Origin of the sequence: Dyella sp., from assembly GCF_036384435.1 — a bacterium.
GTDB lineage: Bacteria > Pseudomonadota > Gammaproteobacteria > Xanthomonadales > Rhodanobacteraceae > GSA-30.
In genome coordinates this window covers 1-22,592 of sequence record NZ_DASVMI010000161.1, presented here as the reverse complement: position 1 = coordinate 22,592, position 22,592 = coordinate 1, and the positions used below count along the sequence as shown (strand labels likewise).

At 60.6% G+C, this 22,592-nt stretch carries 27 protein-coding genes; 6 read left to right on the top strand and 21 right to left on the bottom strand.

The window, feature by feature from the left end; genetic code table 11:
• Positions 1–57 precede the first annotated feature (57 nt).
• Positions 58–834 carry a ferredoxin--NADP reductase gene (locus tag VF436_RS16645; protein WP_330905154.1) on the bottom strand — a complete coding sequence of 259 codons (777 nt, stop codon included), beginning with the start codon at positions 832–834 and terminating at the stop codon, positions 58–60.
• Positions 835–1,173: 339 nt separating this feature from the next.
• Between VF436_RS16645 and VF436_RS16640 the strand changes: the two genes are divergently transcribed.
• Positions 1,174–2,370, top strand: a complete 1,197-nt coding sequence (locus tag VF436_RS16640; RefSeq protein ID WP_330905153.1) for an MFS transporter — start codon at positions 1,174–1,176, stop codon at positions 2,368–2,370.
• Between the two features lie 73 nt (positions 2,371–2,443).
• On the opposite strand, the gene VF436_RS16635 is transcribed toward VF436_RS16640, so the two are convergent.
• The gene (locus VF436_RS16635) at positions 2,444–3,010 is read right to left on the bottom strand and encodes a hypothetical protein (protein ID WP_330905152.1); all 567 of its coding nucleotides are present in this window, start codon (positions 3,008–3,010) and stop codon (positions 2,444–2,446) included.
• Positions 3,011–3,385: 375 nt separating this feature from the next.
• On the opposite strand from VF436_RS16635, the gene VF436_RS16630 reads away from it, so the two are divergent.
• Together VF436_RS16630 and VF436_RS16625 are read left to right on the top strand one after the other, a co-directional pair.
• The gene (locus VF436_RS16630) at positions 3,386–4,714 is read left to right on the top strand and encodes a hypothetical protein (RefSeq protein WP_330905151.1); all 1,329 of its coding nucleotides are present in this window, start codon (positions 3,386–3,388) and stop codon (positions 4,712–4,714) included.
• Positions 4,715–4,880: 166 nt separating this feature from the next.
• The gene (locus VF436_RS16625) at positions 4,881–5,528 is read left to right on the top strand and encodes a TMEM175 family protein (protein ID WP_330905150.1); all 648 of its coding nucleotides are present in this window, start codon (positions 4,881–4,883) and stop codon (positions 5,526–5,528) included.
• On the opposite strand, the gene VF436_RS16620 is transcribed toward VF436_RS16625, so the two are convergent.
• The 15 genes from VF436_RS16620 to VF436_RS16550 all read right to left on the bottom strand — a co-directional run bounded on the left by VF436_RS16620 (position 5,529) and on the right by VF436_RS16550 (position 17,378).
• Positions 5,529–6,098 (bottom strand): hypothetical protein, encoded by a 570-nt coding sequence (locus VF436_RS16620; protein WP_330905149.1) that lies wholly within the window; start codon positions 6,096–6,098, stop codon positions 5,529–5,531. It lies immediately after the preceding gene.
• 14 nt (positions 6,099–6,112) lie between these two features.
• Entirely contained in the window at positions 6,113–6,499 is a 387-nt protein-coding gene (locus VF436_RS16615) for a hypothetical protein (RefSeq protein WP_330905148.1), read from the bottom strand.
• Positions 6,496–7,152, bottom strand: a complete 657-nt coding sequence (locus VF436_RS16610) for a sigma-70 family RNA polymerase sigma factor (RefSeq protein ID WP_330905147.1) — start codon at positions 7,150–7,152, stop codon at positions 6,496–6,498. The genes VF436_RS16615 and VF436_RS16610 overlap by 4 nt, the downstream gene beginning before the upstream one ends.
• A 53-nt stretch (positions 7,153–7,205) precedes the next feature.
• Positions 7,206–8,033, bottom strand: coding sequence for an anti-sigma factor (locus VF436_RS16605; RefSeq protein WP_330905146.1), 828 nt, complete (start codon positions 8,031–8,033; stop codon positions 7,206–7,208).
• Positions 8,030–8,590: a sigma-70 family RNA polymerase sigma factor gene (locus tag VF436_RS16600; RefSeq protein WP_330905145.1), complete on the bottom strand. Its 561-nt coding sequence runs from the start codon at positions 8,588–8,590 to the stop codon at positions 8,030–8,032. The genes VF436_RS16605 and VF436_RS16600 overlap by 4 nt, the downstream gene beginning before the upstream one ends.
• A 103-nt stretch (positions 8,591–8,693) precedes the next feature.
• The gene (locus tag VF436_RS16595; protein ID WP_330905144.1) at positions 8,694–9,245 is read right to left on the bottom strand and encodes a lipocalin family protein; all 552 of its coding nucleotides are present in this window, start codon (positions 9,243–9,245) and stop codon (positions 8,694–8,696) included.
• A 160-nt stretch (positions 9,246–9,405) separates the two neighbouring features.
• Positions 9,406–10,491 (bottom strand): SAM-dependent methyltransferase, encoded by a 1,086-nt coding sequence (locus VF436_RS16590; RefSeq protein ID WP_330905143.1) that lies wholly within the window; start codon positions 10,489–10,491, stop codon positions 9,406–9,408.
• Complete coding sequence (locus tag VF436_RS16585) at positions 10,488–11,285, bottom strand: DUF1295 domain-containing protein (protein WP_330905142.1); 798 nt, start codon at positions 11,283–11,285, stop codon at positions 10,488–10,490. Before VF436_RS16585 ends, VF436_RS16590 begins: the two co-directional genes overlap by 4 nt.
• Entirely contained in the window at positions 11,282–11,827 is a 546-nt protein-coding gene (locus tag VF436_RS16580) for a DUF2878 domain-containing protein (protein ID WP_330905141.1), read from the bottom strand. Before VF436_RS16580 ends, VF436_RS16585 begins: the two co-directional genes overlap by 4 nt.
• On the bottom strand, positions 11,824–13,101 hold the full coding sequence (locus VF436_RS16575) for a cyclopropane-fatty-acyl-phospholipid synthase family protein (RefSeq protein WP_330905140.1): 1,278 nt from the start codon (positions 13,099–13,101) through the stop codon (positions 11,824–11,826). Before VF436_RS16575 ends, VF436_RS16580 begins: the two co-directional genes overlap by 4 nt.
• Positions 13,098–13,901, bottom strand: a complete 804-nt coding sequence (locus VF436_RS16570; protein WP_330905139.1) for a DUF1365 domain-containing protein — start codon at positions 13,899–13,901, stop codon at positions 13,098–13,100. Before VF436_RS16570 ends, VF436_RS16575 begins: the two co-directional genes overlap by 4 nt.
• The gene (locus VF436_RS16565) at positions 13,898–15,178 is read right to left on the bottom strand and encodes an NAD(P)/FAD-dependent oxidoreductase (RefSeq protein ID WP_330905138.1); all 1,281 of its coding nucleotides are present in this window, start codon (positions 15,176–15,178) and stop codon (positions 13,898–13,900) included. The genes VF436_RS16570 and VF436_RS16565 overlap by 4 nt, the downstream gene beginning before the upstream one ends.
• Before the next feature lie 2 nt (positions 15,179–15,180).
• Complete coding sequence (locus VF436_RS16560) at positions 15,181–16,140, bottom strand: acyl-CoA desaturase (protein ID WP_330905137.1); 960 nt, start codon at positions 16,138–16,140, stop codon at positions 15,181–15,183.
• 78 nt (positions 16,141–16,218) lie between these two features.
• On the bottom strand, positions 16,219–16,980 hold the full coding sequence (locus VF436_RS16555) for a hypothetical protein (protein WP_330905136.1): 762 nt from the start codon (positions 16,978–16,980) through the stop codon (positions 16,219–16,221).
• Between the two features lie 170 nt (positions 16,981–17,150).
• Positions 17,151–17,378: a hypothetical protein gene (locus VF436_RS16550; protein WP_330905135.1), complete on the bottom strand. Its 228-nt coding sequence runs from the start codon at positions 17,376–17,378 to the stop codon at positions 17,151–17,153.
• Positions 17,379–17,648: 270 nt separating this feature from the next.
• Between VF436_RS16550 and motA the strand changes: the two genes are divergently transcribed.
• Positions 17,649–18,503, top strand: coding sequence for a flagellar motor stator protein MotA (gene motA, locus VF436_RS16545; protein WP_330905134.1), 855 nt, complete (start codon positions 17,649–17,651; stop codon positions 18,501–18,503).
• Positions 18,503–19,480, top strand: coding sequence for a flagellar motor protein MotB (motB, locus tag VF436_RS16540; RefSeq protein ID WP_330905133.1), 978 nt, complete (start codon positions 18,503–18,505; stop codon positions 19,478–19,480). Before motA ends, motB begins: the two co-directional genes overlap by 1 nt.
• Positions 19,481–19,811: 331 nt before the next feature.
• Here motB and VF436_RS16535 read toward each other — a convergent pair whose 3' ends face one another.
• From VF436_RS16535 to VF436_RS16520, 4 genes are all read right to left on the bottom strand, one after another.
• The gene (locus VF436_RS16535) at positions 19,812–20,210 is read right to left on the bottom strand and encodes a roadblock/LC7 domain-containing protein (RefSeq protein WP_330905132.1); all 399 of its coding nucleotides are present in this window, start codon (positions 20,208–20,210) and stop codon (positions 19,812–19,814) included.
• A gap of 7 nt (positions 20,211–20,217) precedes the next feature.
• A complete protein-coding gene (locus VF436_RS16530) occupies positions 20,218–20,778 on the bottom strand; it encodes a hypothetical protein (protein ID WP_330905131.1) in 561 nt (186 codons plus the stop codon).
• Positions 20,771–21,010 carry a hypothetical protein gene (locus VF436_RS16525; protein WP_330905130.1) on the bottom strand — a complete coding sequence of 80 codons (240 nt, stop codon included), beginning with the start codon at positions 21,008–21,010 and terminating at the stop codon, positions 20,771–20,773. The genes VF436_RS16530 and VF436_RS16525 overlap by 8 nt, the downstream gene beginning before the upstream one ends.
• 461 nt (positions 21,011–21,471) lie before the next feature.
• Entirely contained in the window at positions 21,472–21,876 is a 405-nt protein-coding gene (locus VF436_RS16520) for a hypothetical protein (protein ID WP_330905129.1), read from the bottom strand.
• A gap of 271 nt (positions 21,877–22,147) precedes the next feature.
• Between VF436_RS16520 and VF436_RS16515 the strand changes: the two genes are divergently transcribed.
• Positions 22,148–22,525, top strand: coding sequence for a VOC family protein (locus tag VF436_RS16515; RefSeq protein WP_330905128.1), 378 nt, complete (start codon positions 22,148–22,150; stop codon positions 22,523–22,525).
• Positions 22,526–22,592: the final 67 nt, after the last annotated feature.

The following is a 22,592-nucleotide window of genomic DNA, read 5'->3' as shown; positions in this document are numbered from 1 at the left end:
TGCTGGTAAAGCCGGCCGCCAAGCGGGTCTGCCTGGGCGTCGGCTTTACCCGTGGACTTACTTTTCCACGAATGCCCGCTCGATCACATAGTCTCCCGGTTCGCGGGTGCGCGGAGAGGCCTGGAAGCCGCGGCCATCGAGCAGTGCGCAGATGTCGTCGAGCATGGCCGGGCTACCGCACAACATGACGCGGTCGGTATCCGGATTGAGCGGGGGCAAGCTGATGGTCTGGCTCATCAGGCCATCGGCGATGGCATCGGTAATGCGGCCACGGTTGCGGAACGGCTCGCGCGTGACCGTGGGGTAGTAGATCAGCTTCTCGCGAACCAGTTCGCCCAGGTATTCATGCTGCGGCAATTCGTTTTCCAGGTACTGCGCGTAGGCCAGGTCGTTGATATGGCGCACGCCATGGGCCAGCACGATCTTGTCGAAGCGCTCGTAGGTTTCCGGGTCGCGAATGATGCTCAGGAAGGGTGCCAGACCCGTGCCCGTGCCCAGCAGGTAAAGGTGCTTGCCCGGCTTGAGGTCGTTGAGCACGAGAGTGCCCGTGGGCTTGCGGCTGACGATGACCGGGTCGCCTGGCTGGAGGTGCTGCAGACGGGAGGTCAGCGGGCCGTTCGGCACCTTGATGCTGAAGAACTCCAGGTGTTCCTCGTAGTGCGCGCTGGCAATGGAATAGGCACGCATCAACGGCCGGCCATCCACTTCCAGGCCGATCATGACGAAATGGCCGCTGTCGAAGCGAAAGCCGGGATCGCGTGTCGTGCGGAAGCTGAAAAGAGTGTCGTTCCAGTGGTGCACGTCGATTACGTGCTCCGTCGCCAATGCCACCATGCCGAATACCGTTGGATAAATGCTTGAACGTGGGATGCTGCCAGGCAGGCAACCGGTTCAACCGGTCGCGAATGGCTCGTGTGGGGTTGCAGCAAGTACTGCGCCTGACGAGCGCTGCCTCAAGATCGCAGCGACATGCCGTGATTATGCCATCAACGCCTGTACCGCGCCCGTGCTGTGGCCTGGCTGCGGCAAAAGGCCCGTCGAGACTGTTTTATTGCGATGCAGCAATCGGGCCCTGATCGGAGTATCCTGGCGGCCTGCAAGGCAAGGACGCCGTGCTCGTCTCTCTCAGGTATTTCCAGGCGGCCTTTTGGGCTGCCATATCTTTGCGACCCCATGTCCACGTCCCGATCGTCCTCTTATCTTGCTTTGCTGGCCCTGGCGGTTGCCGCTTTTGGCATCGGCACCACCGAATTCGTCATCATGGGCCTGCTGCCCGAGGTGGCCGGGGACCTCGGTGTCACGCCGCAGGCCGCGGGCAGGCTGGTGTCTGGTTACGCGCTGGGCGTGGCCGGCGGTGCACCGGTGCTGGCGATATTGACAGCACGCTGGCCTCGTCGCCGTTCGCTGCTCAGCCTGATCGCGCTTTTCATCGTCGGCAATGCGCTGTGCGCGTTGGCCCCGGGATATGGGGCGCTCATGGGCGCACGCGTGGTCACGGCCTTTTGCCATGCCGCCTTTTTCGGCATCGGCGCGGTGGTGGCGGCTGATCTGGTGGAGCCGCGCAAGCGCGCCTTCGCAGTGGGCCTGATGTTTACCGGCCTGACCGTCGCCAATGTGCTGGGCGTGCCCCTTGGCACGGCCCTGGGTCAATGGACGGGGTGGCGTTCGACGTTCTGGGCAGTGACCGTGATTGGCGGGATGGCCTTGCTTGCGCTTCAGGTCTGGCTGCCGCGTCACCTGCCCCGACCGGTGCCGGGCAACCTGTGGCGCGAATTCCGCTCGCTGGTCGCGCCCCAGGTGCAACTGGCATTGCTGATCAGCACGCTGGCCTCGGTGGGCATGTTCACGGTGTTCACTTACATCGCCTACATCTTGCGTGAAGTCACCGGCTTTTCTGCCTCGCAGGAGAGCATGGTGCTGTTACTGTTTGGTGCGGGCATCACGGTAGGTGGTCTGGCCGGCGGCAAGTTGGCGGACTGGAAACTGATGCCCGGCATGGCCGGCCTGTTTGCGGCTGTGGCACTGATCATGGTCGCGTTTGCCTATACCAGCCATTACATGGTGCCCACCCTGGTGACGCTCTTCGTCTGGGGTGCGGTGTCGTTCGCTGTGGTGCCTGCCGCGCAGGTGCGTGTGCTAGACCAGGCGCGGGAAGCGAGCAACATCGCCTCCACCCTTAATCAGGGCGCTTTTAACCTCGGCAATGCGACCGGCGCGTGGCTTGGCGGCCTGGTGATCGGCGCAGGCCTGCCGCTCACCAATCTGCCATGGGTAGGAGCGAGCGTGGCGTTTGTGGGCTTTGCTGTGGTGCTGGCAGCCATGATGCTCGAACGCGGTACGGCTACCCCGATCGCCTGCGATACGGTGTAAGAGCGATTTCAATCGCGATGGAGCCTGCGGCTCTAAACCTCCAAGCGGCGACCTGAGTGGCCACTTGTTGCTCTTACCGCGTCAAGCGGGTGTCAGCCAGCATATTGCAGAACAACGCACCCTGTTCGATCGCGTCGTCGAGCGCGACATGGGTATGCGGATGCTTGTCGAACCAGTGCCTGGGCATGTTGCGCTTGGTGGAGTCGCGATAGCCGCTGCCCAACTTGGCCATGGCGTAGGTCTTGATGTCCAGCGCCGAATGCGAGAACGGGCTCTCGCCCGCAAAGCGCATCAGGTACCAGTAGACGAACAGGAAATCGTAGGCGGCCGGGTAACCCACGAAGACGGGGCGTGCCGGCAGGCTCTTGAGCCATGCGACATAGCGGGGCATGACCTCACTGGCCGGTTCGCAATCTGTACGACAGGCAGCCCAGGCCTGCGGTTGCTGCGCCCACCATGTCATGGTGTCGGGATGACCGGACGCGCCGTCGAGCGTGTGCAGGTTGGCCGAGAACGTGCCGATCAGGGTTTTGTCGGGCAGATAAGCGGCCGAGGCAAAACTGAGCATGGAATGCGGGCCGGGAATCGGGCCGTCGGCCTCGATGTCCGTGCTTATGTAGATCTCCCTGGCTTGAGCCATACGAGTGGAATGTTCCTTGATGGGCGTGGTGATGGGAGCGCTTCATGTAACGCAGATGACAGCGGCCTGGGTTGCATGGTCTTCGGTTGGCCTGCATTCCAGGAAGGTATACGGCCAGCTCACGGCCGGCTTGCCGACATAACCTTATGTCACTTCTTCATTATTTATCCCGGCGATGCACAGATTAATCTTTTCCGGGACTGCTGGCGATCACAGTTTTCACGTTGAAACGCTTGCACGGGATAGGCGGATTGTCACTTAAATGTCATGATTCGCCGCCACTATCACGCCAAGCTTTTGGCATGCTTTTCAAAAGCATGGGGCGCAAATTCCTGCGCCCATCAGGGTTATTCATTCTTTCAAGGGAAACAATTCATGCGTAAGTCGGCGATCACGGCAGCCCTGCTGCTGGCTATCGGTGCGGTGGGTAGCGCCCACGCCTACGACGACGGCGGTGTTGACGATATTTTCGTGCGTGGCCATATCGATGGCGAACTGCGCGCATACAACTTCGACCGTCTCTACGATACCAAGGGTACGCCCGATCAGCATGCATTCTCCGGTGCTGCGCTGGTGAACCTGCAGACCGGTTCGTTCTGGGGTGGCTTTGGCTTTGGTACGTCGTTCGTGACCGCCAACTCGTTTGGCACCCACTCCGATGCGGTGTCGCGCATCGATACGACGCTGGCCGGTCCGAACAATTCGATCGGCGCTTTCAGCCAGTTGTACGCGCAGTTCAAGAACCCGTATCTGGCGGTGCGCGGCGGTTACCAGTACCTGGATACGCCGTGGATGGGCAAGAACGATTCGCGCGTGATTCCTTCCTCATACAACGCGATCTCGTTCGACGTGACGCCGGTCAAGGGCTGGGATATCTACGCGATCCGCGCCTTTACCTGGAAGAGCCGCACGTCGACGGACATGTTCCACGACAACCTGTATTACCCATCGACCTATGACGGCGATTCGAGCTACGGCAATAACGGCTCGTTGCCGATCGGTGCACGCAAGTCCAATGGTACTTCTGCTCTTGGCACCTCGTATGTAAATGGCGGGCTGAAGGCCCAGGCGTGGTATTACAACTTCCTCGGCTTCGCGAAGATGACCTACCTCGATGGTGGTTATACGCTCAAGACCGATTCGCCGTTCAATCCGTTCCTGTCGGTGCAGTACCTGCACGAAACCAGCGGCAGCGACAATATTCTGGTCGAAACGCAGACCAAGCTGTTTGGCCTGGCCGGCAATCGCGTGGATGCGCAGTTGTGGGGTGCGGATATCGGCACCAGCATCTATGACGGCAAGATCGATTTCTCGTACAACAAGCTCAATGACGAGAAGGGCGCGGTAGGCGGCGGTGCGTTGATCTCTCCGTACACCACCAACTATGCAACCGATCCGCTGTATACCACCTCGATGATTCGCGGCCTGGTGGAAGAAGGCCCGGGCCATGCCTGGAAGGCGCGTGCCCAGTACAACTTCTTCGACAAGAAGCTTCAGTTGGTGGCCGCTTATGCCAAGTACACCACGGAGCTGCGCGGCACCAGCCACGATGTGTATGTCGACATCATCTACAACCTGGACCAGTGGGTGAAGGGCCTGACCGTCCGCGATCGCTGGGAGCGCTCGGTTGGTGGTGTGGCCAATCTCAATCCAGGTAACGACGGCTTCGTCTACAACCGCGTGATGCTTACCTATAAGTTCTGATCCGCGCGTCGATTCGGTCAAGACGAAAAGCCCCGGTCAAAAGCCGGGGCTTTTTTGCGCTGCACTGCCGCTTTTGCTTCGCCATCCGGATACGGCATGATGCAAGCGGGGAGGCGCGGGCGACCATGGCGCCGAATAAATGAAATCGCATGGGGATGCTCGGCGCATGAAGGCTCGTACGGACCAGCCGGTCGAAGATCGGCACCTGGCGCAACGCCATCTCGATCGCATGGTGATGCTGTCCGATGGTATTTTCGCCATCGCCATCACGTTGTCGGCGATCGAGTTGAAGCCGCAGATGGGCGACGGCAAGACGCTGTGGCAAGCATGGAGCGTCCCGCTGCTGGTCTATTTCATCAGCTTCTTCATCATCGGCCAGCTATGGCTGATGCACCGACGCATGCTGGCGCATCTGCGCGACATCGATAGCGTAGGTGCAGCCATCAACTTGTTGCTGCTAAGCCTGGTATCGCTGATGCCGGTGATCATACGGTTTGCTCTGACCGAGGGACGCGGCAATGAGTCGACCCAGGTTTATGCCCTGGGGCTGGCAGTTACCTACGCCTGGATGGGCGTGCTGTGGGGCTACCTGGCATTCATCGCCAAACTAGCGCCTGATGTAAGCCGTGGTTTGGCCTTGTCCTGGTTGTATCGAACCTTCTTCATCGTGCTCGCGTTCCTGGCGGTGATGTTCTACGCCAGCGGGCTTCGTGCGCTGGGGATGACCTGTCTGGGGGCAGGCTTGGTCCTGCGCATCATGAGCGCGCGGTCCGGGCGTGAGGAAAAGCCGGCCGCACAGGCGGCCGGCGAATGATCATCTGGCAAAATCGAGATTGACAGGCTCGCGGCGCGGCCCGGCTGCGCCGCCAGTGACCTGTACATCCTTGCTGACCGCTTCGAGCTTGAAATCGTCGGCCAGTACTTCGCCCTTGCCGATCAGATTGAAGCCAAAGGCGATCACGATGGCGTCCTGCGGTACATCCAGCACCACGTCGTAGTGCTTCCAGTCCGTCGTGCCGGTCACGGGCCGGTCGTCCATATTGTCGAAACTGAGGACTTTGCGTGAATCGCCGTCGACACGCATCCATAGCGCGGCCTTGTTGGCGCCGGTGGTCTTGAGCCAACCAGAAAGGCGTAACCGCTTGCCCCGGTAATCGGTGGCATCGATGGTCTGCATCAGCGTGGCGAAGCCTTTGCTGTCACTTCTGGCACGTAGGAAGGCATTGCGATCGCCAGGGCGTCGCGTGCCGGCTTGCGCGCCCGCGTCATAGTCGGCCGGCGCTGAGCCGGTCTTGAACCAGCCATCCGGTAAATTGGCCTGGGCGTGTGCGGCAAGGGCGAACAGCAGGCTCGCCACGAAGACGATGGACGTACGGCGTTTCATCAGGGCTCCTGGTATCAGGGGTGCGTCGGGGTATGGGGCAGTTCATCGGCCGCTGTGGCATGACCCAGCGCGGTGGGTGGCACGATCGTCATGCTCATCATCTGGTCGCGAATCGCGCCGTCGCTGAAGCCTGCCCGTTCGCTTGGATGAGCAGGATCGGCGGGCATGGACGATGAATGGTTCAGGCCGAGCCACAGTAAAGCCATGGCCGCTACAGCAGCTCCCAGCCACGTTGCGTTTGCCGCCATGCGGCGCCAGCGGGCGTGAACGCGCGCCGCGTATAGCACGCGCTGATCGGCTGACAGAGAAGGCGCTTCCCGAGCCTGGCGATGGTAGACGTCGAGCAGGTCATGCCAGGTGTCATCCTGGCTGGGTGCGTTGTGTGGGGGCAAGGGATTCATCGCCATGGCTCCATGGCATCGCGCAGCCGCTGTTGCGCGTAACGCAAGCGGCTCTTGACGGTCTCGCGGCTGGTCTCGGTAGCGATGGCAATTTCCTCCAGGCTGAGATTGCCTTCGGCCTTGAGCAGAAACGCCTCGCGTTGGAGCAGGGGCAGGCGATCGATGGCGTCGAGCAGGGCCTGTCCCATGTTCCGGCTATACCATTGGCGTTCTGGCGAGGGCGTGGGATCGCTCACCGATAGCGCGCCATCTTCCGCGTCATCGCCAAGCAGGCCGTCGGGCGCATGACGACGCAGTGCCCGCCAGCGATCGGCAGCGCGTCGGTGCGCGATGGAGAACAACCATGCGGCGAACGATGCGGTGGCATCGAAGCGATCATGGCTGCGAATGGCGGCGATCCAGGTCTCCTGGCAGACCTCTTCTGCTTCGGCGGCGTTGCCGGCCAGGCGCAGGGCATACCGATGCAGTCTTTCGCGATAGCGCTGATAAAGCGTGCCGAAGGCCTGGATGTCGCCCCGCCGATAACGGAGCAGGCATGCGTTGTCGCTGTCGGCACCGGGCATGCCGTCGTTTGCCGCGTGTTGGCCCTGGTTGAGCCAGGCCAATGGCCCGGCATTCCAGTCGACGAGGTCCATTCCCGCTGCGGCGATCATGAGGTATTCCGTGAAGGCGATACCTCATATTCGCTGCAAACGGGTCAATGGGGTTAACCGATGTCGCGTTTCCCTGCGAGGGCGCCCATATCAAGGTTGCCTGTTGGTTCGACGGCATGGGCGACAGGTTGCCCGTCCTTGCCTTCGGGCGCGCCAGCGATGTTGCCCTTGCCGATCACGGGGCCGGTGGGCTGTCCCGTGGGCGAGCCGCCGGAAGGCTCAACCGATACCGCGAGTACGGCCGTGGGCCCTAATTGACTGAGCAGGGCAGGGCTTAGCGGCAAGGTCGTGGTCGCATCGAACTGGAACACGCCGACGGCGATCGGCTTGCCGCCCTGGGGTATTAACCACAACTCGGTGCTGCGGTTGGCAGCCACGGGCGAAGGTGTCGCAGGGACCACGACAATCTGCTTGCGTTGCAGATCCATCGTGGCCGTCCAGCCGGCGACGCCGTTTTCCTGGTGAATGCTCGACACCATCAGGCTGATGCCATGCACCTGCTCTTGTGGCGGCGTTGTCGGGCGTTGCAGTACCACCACCAGGCAGGCAGCGGCGACGCCTATTGCGCCGGCACCGATCCACTGCCATAACCGCAGGTTATCCCACCACCGGGTTGTCGATAGTACGGGCGGCCTGCTGCGCGCCTGCTCCAGGCGCAGTGACTGGCTGATACGTTGCCAGATTTCGGCCGGCGGCTCCTGCGCAGGTGCCTCGTAGGCCAATGAAGCCAGGTGGCGCTGCCAGCGCGCTACAGCGACGGCAGCCTCGTCGAGCGTGGCTACTTCATGGGCCACGGCTGCGCGCGCGTCGGCATCGAGCACGCCAAGGACATACTCGGCATAGCGCAGGTGGTTGCGGTCATTGTCGTCTATGGTATTCATGAGCCAAGGCACGCGCGTAATTGCAGCAGTCCACGGCGAATCCAGCTCTTGAGCGTACCCAGGGGTACTTTGGTACGCTCGGCCAGTTCGTGGTAGGTGCAGCCAGTAAAGAACGCCTCGCGAACGGAGCGACGTTGTTGCGGTTCCAGTTCTTCCAGGCACCGCTGGAGCCGGGCGTATTGCTCGCTCTGCTCGGCCTGGCTGGACGGTCCGGGCGTATCGTCGATGATGCCATCGAGTGCTGCGTCGCCGTCGAAATGCGCGGTGCCATGCTGGCGCAGGCGATCGATGGCCTTATTGCGAGTCAGCGTGACCAACCAGGTCATGGCGCTGGATCGTTGCGGGTCAAAGCTCGAAGCTCGCTGCCAGGCGGTGACATAGGCTTCCTGCAAGACCTCCTCCGCTTCGCGTCGATCGACCAGCATGCGTACGCACAGGCCGAAAAGCCGCGACGAACTGCGTTCATACAGCTGCGCGAATGCTTTTTCATCGCCGGCCGCGGTCTGTTGCAAAAGCCGGTTCAACAGATCCGGTGTGGCATCGGAACTCACACTCATGGGTAAGCTGGTCCTGGACTTGATGGCGGTACGTCGGGTGCCTGGCGGTTCCCGCGGGCCGCCTGGGCGGTTCTATAGCATGAAGCAGGTGCAGGCATGTGCATCATGGTTGGCCGATCTCGGGCCATTGCTGGGGTACCTTGCGTAACCGGGTTACGTCATAGCCAAGCGAAGCTACGCGTTGAACCATGGCGGTATAGCTTGCCTCCGGCAGCGAAGGCGTGCGCGCCATGATCCATACGTAGTCACGCTTGCTGCGCGCCACGATGACGGTGCTGTAGCTGTCGTCGAGATAAGCAATCACGTACTCGGCCTGGATGGGCCAGATGAACTGCATGCCCCAGATCGCGTTACCGCTTCCGGGTCGCACTTTGCCAACCGGGTGCATGGTTTTCACGGGCGCATCGAAACTGCCGCTGCGATAGCGGAACGTCGTCTCGATGCGGCCATCGCTGTCTTGACGATAGGATTCGATCGCGTTGAACGCGTGTCGTTCGGGAAAAGATGGAATGCTCGCGATCACGTACCAGTCGCCCATGTAACGGGCAACGTCCACGTGAGGCACGTGCGTCACAGGCTTGTCCGCGGCACAGCCGCCCAGCAAGGCTGCAGCCAGCATCAAGCCGTGTGCGTTTCGGATGAAAGGTGGTCGCATGGTCAGATGCCTTTATGTGTTTCAAGGAGAGAGGATGCGCGGTGACGACACATGTTTGCACTGCTCAAGCCGGCATGGCGCGGCTGCACTTCGGGATGCGCCGGGTCAAGGACATTGCGCGCAATCGCACCCTGGCTAGGCACCGCTTATCCTTCGGCTATCAATCAGCACGAGAAAAAAGATAATGAGCCACAAGCCACTGCTGGCCCTGGTCGTAGCCGAATAATTCCGCGCAGGCCATCCAGAACATCCGCCAGCGCTGGAACCATAGCGGTGCTTGCATCGCGCCATAGGCCTGTTCCAATATCGCCATGATCGGTTGACGATGATGATCCTGGTTGGCGAGCCAATGATTGGCCGTGCGCTGGTAATGCGTGCCGTCGACTTTCCAGCGATCCTCGAGTGCCAGGTCACGCTGGAACCAAAGCAGGGTATCGACCGAAGGCATCAGGCCGCCGGTGAAGAAATGACGGCCCATCCAGTCGTCCTCGCCATCGGTCTGAAAGGGATACATCAAGGTCTGGTGCGCGAAGATGTGTACGAAGAGCTTGCCTTGCGGCCTTAGCCAGGTGGCGATGCGGGCGAGCAGGGTTTCGTAGTTGCGCATGTGCTCGAACATCTCGATCGATACGCAGCGATCGAAGCTTTCGGCATCGAGTGCCAGGGTATTCACATCGCGCGTCAAGACGCGCACGTTGCGCAGGCCAGCCTCGGTGCAGGCGTGTTCGATATGCGCTCGCTGCGAATGCGAGTTGGAGACGGCGGTGATGCGGGAATGGGGGAAATGCCGGGCCATCCACAGCGTCAGCGAGCCCCAGCCACAACCAAGCTCCAGGATGTCCTGCCCATCGCTCAATTGCGCACGCTCGGCGTACAGCATAAGCATCGCTTCTTCGGCCTCATCCAGGGTTTCGTGGCCGGTTGGATACAGGCAGCCGGAGTATTTCAAATGCCGTCCCAGGCATAACTTGAAGAATGACGCGGGCAGCTCGTAATGTTGCGCGTTGGCGGCGTCGGTATGAATGGCCACGGGGCTATGTCGCAAGCTTGCGATCAGTGTGCGATAGCGTTCGGCCTGCATCGCCAGGCCACCGCGGGTTTCTTCTTCCAGTCGTCTGGCGCACAAGCGACGAATGCCGGCGCGCAGCAGTGGATCCGGCAATACACCGCGTTCGGCCAGGCCAAGCAAGCCTGGGGCAGGGTGGGTATGGTTGGTCGGGTTGGGCGCGGCAACTGCTCGATTCATGAAGGGATCCTCGTGCGCGGTGTCTTTGGAAACCACGGGATGAGCATCGACGTGGTCTGCTGGTATTGCCGGTAGTCGTCGCCGCGATGACGCAGCGCCTGGGCCTCGGTAAAAGGAATGCCGCTGATCCAGCGCAGGAATACGAACATCAGCACCGGGCCAGTCCAGGCCAGCCAGCCCAAGGGCGCTCCCCAGGCCAGGGCGACGTAGGTAAACCAATGCAGCCATTCGAAGAAATAGTTGGGATGACGCGAGTAGCGCCACAGGCCGTCACGGCAGGTCCTGCCTCGATTGACCGATTGCTGGCGGAAGCGCGCGAGTTGTCGGTCGGCCAGACTTTCGCCGACGACGCTTGCGATCCACGTCGCTATGGCCAGAACCCAGGCCAGGGATATATCCGGCCCAGGCTGGCTGGCTGCCGCCGCAAAGGGCAAGGCGAAGAACGGCACGAGCAGCGCCTGCCCCTGGAAGAACGCGAAGAACCAGCCCTGGTGGCCACCCCAGTGTTCGCGCAGGTAACGGTAGCGGCCATCCTCCGATTCGTTACGAACACGACGCCACAGATGCCATGCCAGTCGCGTGGACCACAAGCTGCCTGCGATGGCCACCGTGGTGCGAGCCAACGTCGAGCCGTGTCCTTGCCAGCCCAATACGATGGCGGCCAAGCCGATGCCAGCCGACCAAAGCACGTCCACGATGCCGGCGTTATGGCGCTTGCGCTGCCATGCCCACCCGGCGCACATCACCAGGATCATCACCAGCCAGACCAAGCCCAGGCAAATAAGCATGTTCATGACGCGGACTGGGCGATGGACGAAACGCGCTGCCAGCGTGCCGCCGCGAGCACGAGGCATGGCATCGCGATCGACCATCCCAGGGCCAGCCAAGCCAAGCCATGCCATGCGGGTGAGGGAAATTCGACCGCGTGCCACCCGCGTGATGCGCTCAAATAAGCCAGAGGTGCGCCTACAGCGCCGAGCAGCATGGCGATGACAGGCTTGCCACGGAGATATCGCAGGGTTTGCCCAAGTGTCATCGCCAAGGCCGACCACAGACCCAGTATCCACATAGGCGCCCCGCCGGGCGGTAGCGCGGGAGAGGGTGCGCCATAGCCGAGCCATCGATAGGCTGACCCCAAGCCATCGATGACCATGCCCGATATCATGGCCAACACGACCAGCTTCAGGTCGGCCGCGCGATATGGCGAAACAGCCAGTTGCCAAAGCACAAACAGCGCCGTCGCCGCAATGCCGGGCCACGCCAGACCGCGACCGGCCGCCGCGACGGCCACGAACCAACTGAGCTGATAGCCGACGAAGTTACCCCAGGTCTTCATACGGATGACCAGTGTCCTTCGACCGGGCGCGCCTGCGGGCGCGCCAGCAACAGATGGCACACGCCGATCGATCGCTCGCGGAATCCGCCTTCGCAGTAGGCCAGGTAAAACTCCCACAAGCGGATGAAACGTTCGTCGAATCCCTGGGACCTGACCTGGGTCAACTGCGCCAGGAAGCGTTCCCGCCATGCCTGCAACGTGCGCGCATAGGACAGGCCGAAGTCTTCCATGTGTACCAGTGCCAGGTCGCTGGCGCGTGTCTTGGCCGACAGCATGGCCTGGACAGAGGGAATGAAGCTGCCGGGGAAAATATGCCGCTTGATGAAGTCGACTGAACGCAGCGCCTGCTGATAGCGGTGGTCTTCGATCGTGATCGCCTGCACGAGGGCTAAGCCATCAGGTGTCAACAGATTGGTGAGCTTGGCGAAATATGTCTCCATGTAAGCGGCGCCAATGGCCTCGATCATCTCGATCGACACGAGGCGGTCATAGCGACCCTCCAAGTCGCGATAGTCCTTGAGCAACACGGTCACGCGGTGCTCAAGTCCTGCCTCGCGCACACGCTGCACAGCCAAGGCATGCTGCTCCACGGAAAGGGTCGTCGTGGTGACATCACAGCCAAACCGCGATGCCGCGTGTATGGCCAAACCGCCCCAGCCTGTGCCGATTTCCACCAAGCGAATGCCGGGGCGCAGGTCGAGCTTGTGGCAGATGGCATCAAGCTTGCGCTGCGACGCTTGTTCGAGCGTATCGCCGTTATGCCATAGCGCGGACGAATACATCAGGTCATCGGACAGGAAAAGCCGGAAGAAATCGTTGCCCAGGTCATAGTGCGCGGCGATGTTGCGGCGACTGCCCTGGCGCGTATTGCGACGCCATACATGCCACGCGCGCATGGCCCAGCCGCCGAGTCGGGCCAGGCCGGTTTCCATGCTATCGAGCAAATCCCGGTTACGTACCAGTAGCCGGATGAGCTCAACCAGGTTGTCGCATGACCAATACCCGTCTCCGTAAGCCTCGCCAGCACCCACGCTGCCGTTGGCTGCCACTGCACGATAGAACCGCATGTCCCGGATGTGCAGGGTTACCAGTGGATCGCCCAATGCCTGCGAAGGCGTGCCGGTCTCCACAGTGCCCAGCGCGTCATGCAGAATCAGCTTGCCATGGCGTAGCGCCGACATCTGAGCAACGAGCTGACGACGCAGGAAACCATCAAGCTTGCTGATGTGGGGATGTGCCGACGGCAGCGAGGCGTGCTTGGCCAGTTCGTTCATGAGTGATCTCGCAACGAAGAAGAATGGGGTGCCCGCGCGGCCAGGTCAGGATGGTCATGCACGGGGTTGCGCTTGAGCCACAGGCGCAGCGCCTGCCAATGGATGGCGCCGATAACCTGGGCGGTCATCAACGGATAACGCCAGAGCACACGAGCCAGCGATGCCGAGCTCAGTTCATGGCGTTCCAGCGCCAGGGTGGCGTCAAATGCGACCTGTTCGCCGCTGCGCACTTTCATGTGCACGCGCAGATCATCGCCGGGCGGCGTGAAGCGCCAGTCATAGTCATGCTCCATGCCCATGAAGGGCGAGACATGAAAACGCTTGGCCATGTGCCAGTGCAAGGCGCGGCCGTGCTGTTGTGCGGTGCTTGCGGGCAACACATAGGCATGTCGCTCACGCCAGGGCGTATTGGTGATTTCGGCCACGATGGCGTCCAGGGTGCGGCCATCCTCGCGATAGCAGTAGTAGAACGTCACCGGATTGAACACGAATCCTGCATAGCGCAAATGCGTGAGCATGCGAATTGGGCCGCTTGGGCGGTGCCCCAGCGCGGTTTCGGCGCGGTCCCTTACGACGGTGGCGAGGGGACGTTCGGTGGGTGCCATATAGTCGGCTCGCCGCCATTGCGCGAGATTGCGGCGATTGACCGACCAGAGCCAACGATCGGTGAATACGTCATCGAGTTCGTCCAGGTCCAGGTAGAGCTGCGCGATGCGATAGGAGAAAGCATGTGCATGCGGAACATGCCGGCGATGTATCACCATGCCTTCATAGATCGCGCTGGCTCGGTTGGAATTCATGCCATGGTCTCCGACTGCGGATGCCGGGTGGTCATTTCCATGGGGGCATTGAGCCGACGGACTATTTCGTCAGCGCTGCGCATGCCGTCTTCATGGAAACCCCAACCCCAATACGCACCTGCAAACCAGGTGTGGCGTTGCCCCTGGATATCGGCCTTGCGTGCCTGGGCGGCGACGGAGGCAGCGGTATAGACGGGATGGTGGTAACGCATGCGCCGCAGAATACGTGCCGGATCAATGGCGCAAGTCCGGTTAAGCGTTACCACGAATGGTTCGGGAGACGAGAAGCCTTGAAGTAGATTCATGCAGTAACTGACCGTGCACGGCGCGCCGGCATCGGACGGCAGATAGGCGTTCCAGGCAGCCCACGCCTTGCGCTGGCGCGGTAGAAGCGAGGCGTCGGTATGCAGCACAGTGTCGTTGGCCTGGTAGCCGATGGCGCCCAGGATCGCGTGCTCGCGTTCGTCCGCGTCGGCAAGCAATGACAGAGCCTGGTCGCTATGGCAGGCCATGACCACATGGTCATAGTGTTCGGTCGCGAAGGCGGTAGTGACCAGCGCACCGTTATGAGTACGTCGTACCGACCGTACCGCTGTGGAAAGTCGCTCGCGCACATTCCAGCGTTCGCGCATCGCGGTGACGTAGCTGGATGACCCGCCGGCAACGACGCGCCATGCGGGGCGGCCGGACACCTGTAACATCTGGTGATTGGCCATGAACTGCACCAGATAACGCGCGGGAAACGCGAGAATCTGGCCCGGTGGCGATGACCATAGCGCCGAGGCCATCGGCACCAGGTGTTCGTCGCGAAACGCTTCCCCGTAGCGGTGCTCGCCCAAGTAGTCGCCCAGGCTGGGGCCGGGGCCATCGTGGTCGAGCAATGCTGGCGCCTGACGATAAAAACGCAGCAAATCGCGCACCATGCCCAGGAATCGTGGCGACAACAGCCGGCGTCGCTGGCAGAACAAGGTGTCGAGCGAGGTGGCGTTGTATTCCAGCCCACTGCGCGCGCTCTGCACGGAAAAACTCATCGTGGTCGGCTGCGAGGCTACGCCAAGCTGGTCGAGCATGCGGGTAAACAGCGGATAGTGTGCCGGGTTATGCACAATGAAGCCCGTGTCGACACGGAATGACCTGCCATCCTGCTGGACTTCATGCGTGTGGGTATGGCCGCCAAGGTAATCATTGGCTTCGTAGAGCGTGACGTCGTGGTGGCTGCTCAAGCCCCGCGCGCTGGCCAGGCCGGCAATGCCCGAACCGATGACCGCAATGCGCATGCTCAGTACCTCGCCTTGGCATGTACCCAGGCGGGTACGGGTTTGAGGTCCCATACCAGTCCGAGGCAAGCGAGCCATCTCAGCCCGTACCAGGTCAGGTCGATTTCCCACCAGCGGAATCCCTGGCGCACCGAGCCGGGATAGAAATGGTGGTTGTTGTGCCAGCCTTCGCCGAACGTAATCAGTGCCAACCATGCGTTGTTGCGACTGTCATCGCGCGTATCAAAACGACGGCGGCCGAACCGATGCGCGAGCGAGTTGATGGTGACTGTGGCATGGAACAGCGCGACGGTAGATACGAAAAAGCCCCAGACCAGCATCTGGCCGCCAGATGTACCAAGGCCGGGGGCGAGGTGGTGCAAGAGCGCTCCTAATCCGAACAATGAGGCCGCGAACAGCACCGGTACCGCGATGTCGAAACGATCCAGCCAGCACAGTTCGGGATAGTCCTTGAGATCCGGCACTCGCTCCAGGTCGGTGCGGAAGGCGGCTGGCGTGAGAAACCAGCCAAGATGGCTGTGCCAGAAACCCTTTATCGAAGGGGAGTGCGGGTCGAGTTCGGTATCGGCATGGCGATGATGATGGCGATGATGAGCGGCCCACCACAGCGGTCCGCGCTGTACACATGCCGCACCGATCACCGCGAAAATGAATTGCATGGCACGCGATGTGCGAAATGTACGGTGCGAAAAATAGCGATGATAAAAGCCGGTGATCGCAAACATGCGCAACGCATACATGAATACGGCCACGACCATGGCGGCGGCTGAGATGCCAACCCAAGGCACGGCCAGGCAAGCCAAGTGCATCAGCGCGAAAGGCAGCGCCCGCAGCCAGTCGATATGCTCGTCGCAGTCAGTCGCGGTGGTGTGCGCGCTCGTATCGAACCAGCGACGTAGGGCGGTCGATGCCCGGCGCGATCCGGTCGCAGCGGGTGGGGTGGGGCCGGCAGTCGGGTACATGATGGGTTCCAGGTTGTCCTCTCTTGGCTCTATACGAGCTTGGACGAGCTTTGGATGCAGCCGCCCGTTGAGTCCGTCTCAGGGAGAACAATGCGAGGCCAGGGGTGCTCGCAGGGCCGCCTCGATATCCCCCGGACCGGCCGGGCCGAGTGCGTCGTCCGCAGGAAATTCGATGCGCACGGTCTGCGTTCGGCCGTGGGCGTCGTGGACGTTGCTGATGCCTTCGAATCGGCGGAGTCGCCTGCCGTTGTCCAGGTATGTCAGCGTGATGGACGGCGCCGCGAAGCCATACCAGGCATCCAAGCTGAGCCGCAAGCGCGTTGCTGGAGCCCCATCTACCTGGACAGGGGTGGCGTGATCGATCCGCAGGTTCATGAAGCGGCCCCGGCTGGGCACGAGAAACGCCACGCTCGTGCCAGCGCCTTGGTTGAGGGAGTTCCAATGCTGGCGAACGTAGCTGTCGAAGCCGGCGTCGATGACCGCGGGGGCCGCTGGCAGGGTCAGTGGTCGGAGTGTTTGTGGGTCATCGCCACTCTTGCGCACGAAAACCTGACGTCGCCCTGATTCCTGCCTGACGCCCTCCTGATAGCCGTCGCGGCCGTCGAGATAGTCGAAATCCGGGTCGTTCGAGAGGGCATCGTCGATCCGTTTGCGGGCGAAGGGCTGGCCGGAAGGGCATCTATAAAGTACCAGGCGTCGCCACGCCCCCCGCTCAAGATAGACCCAGTGCTCCTCGCGGTAGACCATGGCCCCCGTGTCGGAGGCGTAGGCGGTGCCAAGGTAGTGAAGAGCCTGGTCCTGCGCCTGGGCTGGCGACGCGGATAGTCCGCCCAGACTCATGCCAAGTATGAATCGTGATAAATGTTTGAAACGAAGCATCCGATACCTCAGGGCAGCCCAGCGCTGGCACTGAAGAGGTATACGGATGCACGGCGTTTACGGATGCAGGACCAAGGCCAGGTCGGCAGATGGAGCGCATGTTCCCGATGTCACAGGCAGCCCTGGCTATTTCAGACCACGCTTTCCAGGGTGTTGCGGAACGCGCGCCAGACGCCGTCTGCGCCCTCAATATTGATGACTACATTGGTCCGTTCAGTGCGCTTGAGGCGTTCAGCCTCCGCGGCTGCAAATTCCACCGCGCTCTGTCGCGTGGCGAAATCGAGGTTGCGACGACGACCTACGGCAACAGACCAGGCGCCGGGGCGTGTCGGGGCAAAAGGGACGTCGATAATGAGCATGGCAAATCCTGTTGCGCAAGAGATTGCGCGAGCGACCGCGCAGGAATCGTCGTGGCGATATCAGCATCGTGTTCACATCCTGGCCGAACCGAAGCCGGTCACTTCCTTAAGTCATGTAGGGGAATGCTGGAAGACAGCCTCAGGAAAGCTTGGCGAGCAGGGCTCGCATCTGGCCATCGTGGGGCCGAGATGTTCAGGAAAGTGCGCAAGTTCTCCTAAATTTCACGCGACGCAGGCCGATACCTCAGGTGACCGGAGTCGGGGTAGGCCATGTTTGTCATTATCGGATCCATTGTTGTGCTGGTGAGCGTGATCGGCGGCTATGTGCTGTCGCACGGCAATTTGCTTGCGCTTTGGCAACCCTTCGAGGTGTTGATCATTGCTGGCGGTGCACTCGGTGCGTTCGTGGTGGCCAATCCGCCGGCCGTGTTGAAGGCATCGTTCAGCGGGATGCTGGGTTTGTTCAAAGGCCCCAAATATGGCAAGCAGGATTATGTCGACCTGCTTTCGCTGCTCTATGACCTTTTCAGCGCCATGCGCAAGGAAGGCTTGCTGGCGCTGGAAGAGCACATCGAAGATCCGTCCAAGAGCGCGATCTTCTCGGCGTATCCGCGCTTGATCCGCGAACATCACCTGATTGATTTCGTGACTGATTGCCTGCGCCTCATCGTAGGTGGCAATATGAACGCGCATGAGCTGGAGTCTCTGCTCGACGTAGAAATCGAGACACATCATGCCGAGGCCGAAGCGCCTGCACTGGCTGTTGCCAAGGTAGCCGATGCCATGCCGGGCTTCGGCATCGTCGCGGCGGTGCTCGGCATCGTGACCACCATGTCGCAACTTGGCGGCGATACATCGCGAATCGGCGAGCACATCGCCGGGGCACTGGTCGGTACGTTCCTGGGTATCTTGCTGAGCTACGGTTTCATCGGGCCTTTGGCGGCGGCAATGGAGTCGCGCGTGCAAGAAGATGGGCGCGCATTCGAGTGCGTCAAGGTAGCGCTGATGGCTTCGTTGCGCGGCTATAACCCGATGGTGGCGGTCGAATTCGGCCGCAAGTCGTTGTCTTCGCGGACACGCCCGACGTTCCAGAGCCTGGAAGGCCACTTGAAGGCCGCTCGCTGATGAGTGACGACCAGATCATCATCGTCAAGCGCCGAAAACGTGCCAAGCACGGCCATCATGGTGGCGCGTGGAAAGTGGCGTACGCGGACTTCGTCACGGCGATGATGGCGTTCTTCCTGGTGATGTGGATTCTTGGCGTCGGTACGCGGGAGCAGAAGGCTGCCATTGCAGATTACTTCAAGAATCCTTCCATGACACCTGGTGCATCCATGCGTGCCGTGCCCGGTGTGATGGGCCCAGGCGGCCCGAGCACCAGCATGATCAAGCTAGGCGGCTCAATGGATCTACCCAAGGGTGAAGGTAAGGACGTGCGCCAGGCAACGCCCGGCAAGTCGCCGCAGTCGGACGATTCCAAGATCGCTCAGGAACACGACAAGGCGCGCCTGGAAGACTTGCGCAAGCAGCTCAATGCGGCGCTGGACAAAAGCCAGGCGCTGGCGCCATTCAAGGATCAGCTGCTGCTCGACCTGACCTCCGAAGGCCTGCGTATCCAGATTGTCGACAAACAGAACCGGCCCATGTTCGATACCGGTAGCGCGACGCTGAAGCCATATACGGTGCAGATTCTCAGCGAATTGGCCAGTTTCATCGACCAGGTTCCCAATCGCATCAGTATCTCCGGTCACACCGATTCGACCCCATACGCTTTGTCGGGTGGCCCCGCGCACTACAGCAACTGGGAGCTATCGGCCGACCGTGCCAATGCGGCCCGGCGCGCTTTGCTCGATGGTGGCATGCCGGAAGAAAAAGTCACGCGTGTCGTCGGCTTGGCCGAGGCCGTGCCCTTTGATCGGGCGCATCCGGATGATCCTTCCAATCGCCGCATCAGTATCGTGGTCATGACCGAAGAAGCTGTCAAAGCCGCGGTGCAGCCTGAAATGGAGCCGACCAAACCCTTGCCTGCCATTCCTTCCATCTCGGTCGCAGTAGCCGCAGCCGGGAGCGATGCACGACAACCGGTGCGCTCGGTACAGTGACCAGCGCGAGGCGGCAGTCTTGCGCATCAGGTACGCTACATGATGGAGCTTTTTCACACATCGCTCATGATTTGCTCGGTGCATGTTCGCTATCTCGTGCAAGAGATACGGTCGCGTCTTGCTAATTCCAGGGTCTGACGATGCAACCACACTGAGGGTGTGTTCGCGGCTGAAGGAAGCTAATAAAAAGCCCGTACTATCCGTCGCTTCCACGTAGGTTGAGACAACTGACCTGGCTTTGATGCAGCGAGGGGCACGAGGTTCCGGCCCCGAGCCCCTCGGGGAATCCACTGAAATAACGACTTCGATGAAAGGTTCCCTGAAATCGTTCTTAAGATACGGTGATCGACTGAAGATCGATGACAGTGCGCCGGGTGTAGTTGACCAGGCGGCCCAAGGACACGCCGTCGCCAGCGTGTACGCCAAGCAGGAGGGTCGCTGCTCGAAGGACCACCGGCATGGCCAGAAAAATGCCAGCTTTGCCTTCGATCAGCGTCATGGCCATGCGGTCCTGCGCAACTTCTCGTAGTAGTGTTTGCGAAAGCGCGGCGGTGGCGCTGGTCATGGCCGCGAGCTTGGTAGGTAATACCGTGGAGCCCGAGGCGCTAGCCGTTTCAATGGCACGGCCGTCACGCTGAGCCAGTAGCGCGATCGTTACGGGTTCGCTGCTGTCGACCAATCGCTGCAATATGGCGCTGTATCGATTGCGATAGCTCCGATTCGTGTTCAAGTCCGTGTCATCCATGGCGATGTTCCGCGATAGTCACGATCAGTTGGAATACCGTGGCGACGGATGAGCGATCGCGAAGGTCGGCCGTGACGACGGGGGCTACCATGCCGGCACGTTCCACGGCGTCGAGGACACCAGGAACAAGCGACCCTCTCCCGGGATACACCTTGTTGATGACTACGACCAGAGGCGTACGGGAAAGTATCTCCTTATGCAGGCATAACGTAGCCAACAAATCCTGGATGGGCGTTCTTGCCTCAGCATCCACGACGGCGATGACGCCCATCAAGCCGTTCTGGACGATGTCGAACATGAAGGCAAAATCTTGTTGGCCGGGCAGGCCATAGAGAAGAAGGCGCCCTTCCTGGCCGACCGCCATTTCGCCATAATCGAATGCCGCCGTCATGGTGACCTTGCCGGCTGGCTGTTGGTCACTGAATGGTGCCGCTGTGGAATCGAGGGGTACCTCGGTGGAGATGACAGGGATGTCGCTGACACTGGCTATGCAAGTACTTTTTCCTGCACCACAGGCGCCAATGAGGGCCAACTTGTAGGTTCTGTCAAGCACCGGCCTGGCTCTGCTGCAACAGTTGGCCGATGCGCTGCTTGAGCCGGCCGAGCCACCGGTGATCGATGGACTTGCTCTGCTCAGGCATGGGTACCGAGGCGCGCCCACTCTGGGTGATCAGTGCATTTCGGCGCGACAGTGCCTCGAAGCAGCGCAGGATGTCGCTCTCTGTTTGACCGGTAGCATGGGTGACCTCGTCGATCGTACGTGCGTGATACTGGATACTGGCCATAATGCTCCACCAACCACGAGGCCAGGTGAGGAAATCCACAGGCCAAAGACCGAGTTGGTAGGTCAATGACGGGGTAGTGGATTTCCACGTGTGTTCTTCCTGAGGCCCACTTTTTTCTTCGGTTGTATTGAGCAGATCGAGCACTTCATGAGCCTGGAACGGATAATGCAAGGTGCTAAGAGGGTGGCGGGATGGATGTGTCGAACAACACACGAACCTTAGATGTCTATCGATACGATGGACGGCCTGCCGGTAATCGACATGGTCCATGTTGATCAGCACAAAGGCTGTTCTCGATGAGGGCGACTCCATGGCGTGCCAACACGCTTTCACGTATGGAGTCAGCAACCTGAGCAGCGACGTGAGGGCAAGCCGGGCCTGGGAATCAAACAGGATGCAGGCAATGTGCTTGCACTGGGGGCCGTGGCCATCGCATCCGGCATGTTTCACGGCCACCCCTTTCAGACACTCGCTTCAATCAGCGGCTTGGCTAGTCGTGCCTTGGCCAGGACCATGCCGATATTTGCGGATATACGACAAACAAAGACGGCTACATGGTCACGGTTGCGTTCGCAACGCATGAATACATGGATAAGATTGGTGCTGGTCACGATGATTTCTTTGAAATAGTGGCCGCTTCTTTCAGATATGCCACGTGATTGATCGAACAATCGTTCGACCTCCATCACCGTTCGACCTTGAAAGAGATCGCCGGTCGCCGCGGCAACCAGTTCGAGAACCTGGCTAGGATGGTTATCGACGGTTTTTACGCCAAGCAGCAAGCCTGTCGACATATCAACGTATCCACTCGCTACGCATTCGGGAATGGACGATTGAGCTTCAGTCAAAGCTTTGTTGAGCGACATGGTGTTCCCTTCAGTTGGCAATCTGTGAGCGATGCGGACGTGCGCGTGCATCGCAGTACGGTCAGTCCCGGTATGTAAGAGTGTGACTATTCGTCGTGATGACGAAACTTGGGCGGGCATCTCTTGAGAGGCCAGGAGATCAGGCCCATTTTGTGTAGGTGTTATCTCACTCGTATGGGCTTATCCGCTTGTGCATGACGGATAGCTGGCCATTTGCACGCTCTTGAAAGTGAAGTAGCCTTGTCGTCTTCGTGACCACAGGACGATCCGCATGAATCTCCGGCCCGTCGAAATCAAGGCGTTCGTTCCTGCGTATGATTTCGCTCTGTCGAAGGCGTTTTACGAGGCCCTGGGTTTTGAGGTGCCCTGGTCATCGGAAGACCTTGCCTATCTTCGACTCGGCTCTACCAGTTTTCTCTTGCAGGCCAACACGTCGCCTGAGTTCGCACAAAACTTTGTTATGCATATGTTGGTAGAGAATGTCGATGACTGGTATCGGCTTGTCATGTCATCGAACATCCCGGAGCGTTTCAAGGTGAGTGTGCAGGTTCCGCAGGATCAGCCCTGGCATATCAGGGATTTCCCCCTGCTCGATCCTAGTGGCGTGCTGTGGCGAATCGGGCAAAACATCCCTGTCCAAGCACAGTAGCTTGGCTTGTTCCAGCGCTGGTTTTTGCTGATTTGGTCAGGCCAGCATGCATGCTTGCTTGCTGGCC